Source organism: Streptomyces mangrovisoli (assembly GCF_000974985.2).
GTDB classification, from domain to species: domain Bacteria; phylum Actinomycetota; class Actinomycetes; order Streptomycetales; family Streptomycetaceae; genus Streptomyces; species Streptomyces mangrovisoli.
Genome location: NZ_LAVA02000054.1, coordinates 1 through 5282 on the forward strand (window position 1 = coordinate 1; position 5282 = coordinate 5282).

At 57.6% G+C, this 5282-nt stretch carries 2 rRNA genes; both read right to left on the reverse strand.

What is annotated here, in order from left to right:
- Positions 1–22: 22 nt before the first annotated feature.
- Positions 23–3146: ribosomal RNA gene (locus tag WN71_RS22555) — 23S ribosomal RNA — on the reverse strand.
- 315 nt (positions 3147–3461) lie between these two features.
- A 16S ribosomal RNA gene (locus WN71_RS22560) occupies positions 3462–4984 on the reverse strand.
- Together the 16S and 23S rRNA genes form the textbook arrangement of a ribosomal RNA operon.
- Between the last annotated feature and the right edge of the window lie 298 nt (positions 4985–5282).

Here is a 5282-nt window from a genome sequence, read left to right on the forward strand (position 1 = left end):
AACACAGTGGACGCGAGCAACTGAGGACAAGCCCTCGGCCTATTAGTACCGGTCACCTCCGCACGTTACCGTGCTTCCAGATCCGGCCTATCAACCCAGTCGTCTACTGGGAGCCTTACCCCATCAAGTGGGTGGGAATACTCATCTCGAAGCAGGCTTCCCGCTTAGATGCTTTCAGCGGTTATCCCTCCCGAACGTAGCCAACCAGCCATGCCCTTGGCAGAACAACTGGCACACCAGAGGTTCGTCCGTCCCGGTCCTCTCGTACTAGGGACAGCCCTTCTCAATATTCCTGCGCGCGCAGCGGATAGGGACCGAACTGTCTCACGACGTTCTAAACCCAGCTCGCGTACCGCTTTAATGGGCGAACAGCCCAACCCTTGGGACCGACTCCAGCCCCAGGATGCGACGAGCCGACATCGAGGTGCCAAACCATCCCGTCGATATGGACTCTTGGGGAAGATCAGCCTGTTATCCCCGGGGTACCTTTTATCCGTTGAGCGACGGCGCTTCCACAAGCCACCGCCGGATCACTAGTCCCGACTTTCGTCCCTGCTCGACCCGTCGGTCTCACAGTCAAGCTCCCTTGTGCACTTACACTCAACACCTGATTGCCAACCAGGCTGAGGGAACCTTTGGGCGCCTCCGTTACTCTTTAGGAGGCAACCGCCCCAGTTAAACTACCCATCAGACACTGTCCCTGATCCGGATCACGGACCCAGGTTAGACATCCAGCACGACCAGACTGGTATTTCAACGACGACTCACCGTGAACTGGCGTCCACGTTTCAAAGTCTCCCAGCTATCCTACACAAGCCGAACCGAACACCAATATCAAACTGTAGTAAAGGTCCCGGGGTCTTTCCGTCCTGCTGCGCGAAACGAGCATCTTTACTCGTAGTGCAATTTCACCGGGCCTATGGTTGAGACAGTCGAGAAGTCGTTACGCCATTCGTGCAGGTCGGAACTTACCCGACAAGGAATTTCGCTACCTTAGGATGGTTATAGTTACCACCGCCGTTTACTGGCGCTTAAGTTCTCAGCTTCGCCACCCCGAAGAGTGACTAACCGGTCCCCTTAACGTTCCAGCACCGGGCAGGCGTCAGTCCGTATACATCGCCTTACGGCTTCGCACGGACCTGTGTTTTTAGTAAACAGTCGCTTCTCGCTGGTCTCTGCGGCCACCCCCAGCTGGAGCAGCAAGTGCTCTCACCAGGAATGGCCCCCCTTCTCCCGAAGTTACGGGGGCATTTTGCCGAGTTCCTTAACCATAGTTCACCCGAACGCCTCGGTATTCTCTACCTGACCACCTGAGTCGGTTTAGGGTACGGGCCGCCATGAAACTCGCTAGAGGCTTTTCTCGACAGCATAGGATCATCCACTTCACCACAATCGGCTCGGCATCAGGTCTCAGCCTTGATGTGCAAGGCGGATTTGCCTACCTTGCGGCCTACACCCTTACCCCGGGACAACCACCGCCCGGGATGGACTACCTTCCTGCGTCACCCCATCACTCACCTACTAACCGCTTGGGCCGGCGGCTCCACCACTCCCCTTTGCCCGAAGGCTCCGGGGCGGCTTCACGGCCTTAGCATCACGATGCTCGATGTTTGACGCTTCACAGCGGGTACCGGAATATCAACCGGTTATCCATCGACTACGCCTGTCGGCCTCGCCTTAGGTCCCGACTTACCCTGGGCAGATCAGCTTGACCCAGGAACCCTTAGTCAATCGGCGCACACGTTTCTCACGTGTGTATCGCTACTCATGCCTGCATTCTCACTCGTCAACCGTCCACGACTACCTTCCGGTGCCGCTTCACCCGGCAGACGACGCTCCCCTACCCATCACAGCACCCGTTGGGGCTATCTGCTGCAATGACACGACTTCGGCGGTACGCTTGAGCCCCGCTACATTGTCGGCGCGGAATCACTAGACCAGTGAGCTATTACGCACTCTTTCAAGGGTGGCTGCTTCTAAGCCAACCTCCTGGTTGTCTGTGCGACTCCACATCCTTTCCCACTTAGCGTACGCTTAGGGGCCTTAGTCGATGCTCTGGGCTGTTTCCCTCTCGACCATGGAGCTTATCCCCCACAGTCTCACTGCCGTGCTCTCACTTACCGGCATTCGGAGTTTGGCTAAGGTCAGTAACCCGGTAGGGCCCATCGCCTATCCAGTGCTCTACCTCCGGCAAGAAACACACGACGCTGCACCTAAATGCATTTCGGGGAGAACCAGCTATCACGGAGTTTGATTGGCCTTTCACCCCTAACCACAGGTCATCCCCCAGGTTTTCAACCCTGGTGGGTTCGGTCCTCCACGAAGTCTTACCTCCGCTTCAACCTGCCCATGGCTAGATCACTCCGCTTCGGGTCTTGAGCGTGCTACTGAAGCGCCCTGTTCGGACTCGCTTTCGCTACGGCTTCCCCACACGGGTTAACCTCGCAACACACCGCAAACTCGCAGGCTCATTCTTCAAAAGGCACGCAGTCACGAGATACGTGCAAGCACGTATCCGACGCTCCCACGGCTTGTAGGCACACGGTTTCAGGTACTATTTCACTCCGCTCCCGCGGTACTTTTCACCATTCCCTCACGGTACTATCCGCTATCGGTCACCAGGGAATATTTAGGCTTAGCGGGTGGTCCCGCCAGATTCACACGGGATTTCTCGGGCCCCGTGCTACTTGGGTGTCTCTCAAGCAAGCCGCTGACATTTCGACTACGGGGGTCTTACCCTCTACGCCGGACCTTTCGCATGTCCTTCGTCTACATCAACGGTTTCTGACTCGCCTCACAGCCGGCAGACTGTGAAAGAGAGATCCCACAACCCCGTATACGCAACCCCTGCCGGGTCTCACACGCATACGGTTTGGCCTCATCCGGTTTCGCTCGCCACTACTCCCGGAATCACGGTTGTTTTCTCTTCCTGAGGGTACTGAGATGTTTCACTTCCCCTCGTTCCCTCCACACTGCCTATGTGTTCAGCAGCGGGTGACAGCCCATGACGACTGCCGGGTTTCCCCATTCGGAAACCCCCGGATCAAAGCCTGGTTGACGACTCCCCGGGGACTATCGTGGCCTCCCACGTCCTTCATCGGTTCCTGGTGCCAAGGCATCCACCGTGCGCCCTTAAAAACTTGGCCACAGATGCTCGCGTCCACTGTGCAGTTCTCAAACAACGACCAGCCACCCATCACCCCGAACCCTTACGGTTTCGAGTGCACTGGGGCCGGCAACTGAAGGCAGCCGTTACCGGCCGTACCCTCAGATACCCAACAGCGTGCCCGGCCGGAACCCGTCCGGAGATCATGCTTTCCACGCTCTTGCGAGCAGTACTTGCAGCCTCCGACCCGAATCTTCCGGCCGAATAGTCAACGTTCCACCCATGAGCTGACCACCGCAGGACGTTTGCCTGCGTAGTGGCTCTGGATCTCTTGCGAGATCTAGATGCTCCTTAGAAAGGAGGTGATCCAGCCGCACCTTCCGGTACGGCTACCTTGTTACGACTTCGTCCCAATCGCCAGTCCCACCTTCGACAGCTCCCTCCACAAGGGTTGGGCCACCGGCTTCGGGTGTTACCGACTTTCGTGACGTGACGGGCGGTGTGTACAAGGCCCGGGAACGTATTCACCGCAGCAATGCTGATCTGCGATTACTAGCGACTCCGACTTCATGGGGTCGAGTTGCAGACCCCAATCCGAACTGAGACCGGCTTTTTGAGATTCGCTCCACCTCACGGTATCGCAGCTCATTGTACCGGCCATTGTAGCACGTGTGCAGCCCAAGACATAAGGGGCATGATGACTTGACGTCGTCCCCACCTTCCTCCGAGTTGACCCCGGCGGTCTCCCGTGAGTCCCCAGCACCACAAGGGCCTGCTGGCAACACGGGACAAGGGTTGCGCTCGTTGCGGGACTTAACCCAACATCTCACGACACGAGCTGACGACAGCCATGCACCACCTGTACACCGACCACAAGGGGGCGCCTGTCTCCAGACGTTTCCGGTGTATGTCAAGCCTTGGTAAGGTTCTTCGCGTTGCGTCGAATTAAGCCACATGCTCCGCCGCTTGTGCGGGCCCCCGTCAATTCCTTTGAGTTTTAGCCTTGCGGCCGTACTCCCCAGGCGGGGAACTTAATGCGTTAGCTGCGGCACCGACGACGTGGAATGTCGCCAACACCTAGTTCCCACCGTTTACGGCGTGGACTACCAGGGTATCTAATCCTGTTCGCTCCCCACGCTTTCGCTCCTCAGCGTCAGTAATGGCCCAGAGATCCGCCTTCGCCACCGGTGTTCCTCCTGATATCTGCGCATTTCACCGCTACACCAGGAATTCCGATCTCCCCTACCACACTCTAGCTAGCCCGTATCGACTGCAGACCCGAGGTTAAGCCTCGGGCTTTCACAATCGACGTGACAAGCCGCCTACGAGCTCTTTACGCCCAATAATTCCGGACAACGCTTGCGCCCTACGTATTACCGCGGCTGCTGGCACGTAGTTAGCCGGCGCTTCTTCTGCAGGTACCGTCACTCTCGCTTCTTCCCTGCTGAAAGAGGTTTACAACCCGAAGGCCGTCATCCCTCACGCGGCGTCGCTGCATCAGGCTTTCGCCCATTGTGCAATATTCCCCACTGCTGCCTCCCGTAGGAGTCTGGGCCGTGTCTCAGTCCCAGTGTGGCCGGTCGCCCTCTCAGGCCGGCTACCCGTCGTCGCCTTGGTGAGCCGTTACCTCACCAACAAGCTGATAGGCCGCGGGCTCATCCTGCACCGCCGGAGCTTTTAACCCTCATCCAGGAGGATGAGGGTGTTATCCGGTATTAGACCCCGTTTCCAGGGCTTGTCCCAGAGTGCAGGGCAGATTGCCCACGTGTTACTCACCCGTTCGCCACTAATCCCCACCGAAGTGGTTCATCGTTCGACTTGCATGTGTTAAGCACGCCGCCAGCGTTCGTCCTGAGCCAGGATCAAACTCTCCGTGAATGTTTACTCGGCCAGTAAATTAATACAGCCGGTGCACACACACGAGAGCGGGGCAAGAGGAGGAATAATCCTCTCGCCCACAGCGTCCTCGCTGTGTTATTTCAAAGGAACCTCGCCCCGACCGTGATGGCCGGAGACGGGGTATCAACATATCTGGCGTTGACTTTTGGCACGCTGTTGAGTTCTCAAGGAACGGTCGCTTCCTTTGTACTCACCCTCTCGGGCTTTCCTCCGGGCGCTTCCCTTCGGTCTTGCGTTTCCGACTCTATCAGATCTTTTCTCGACCCGATTTCCTCGG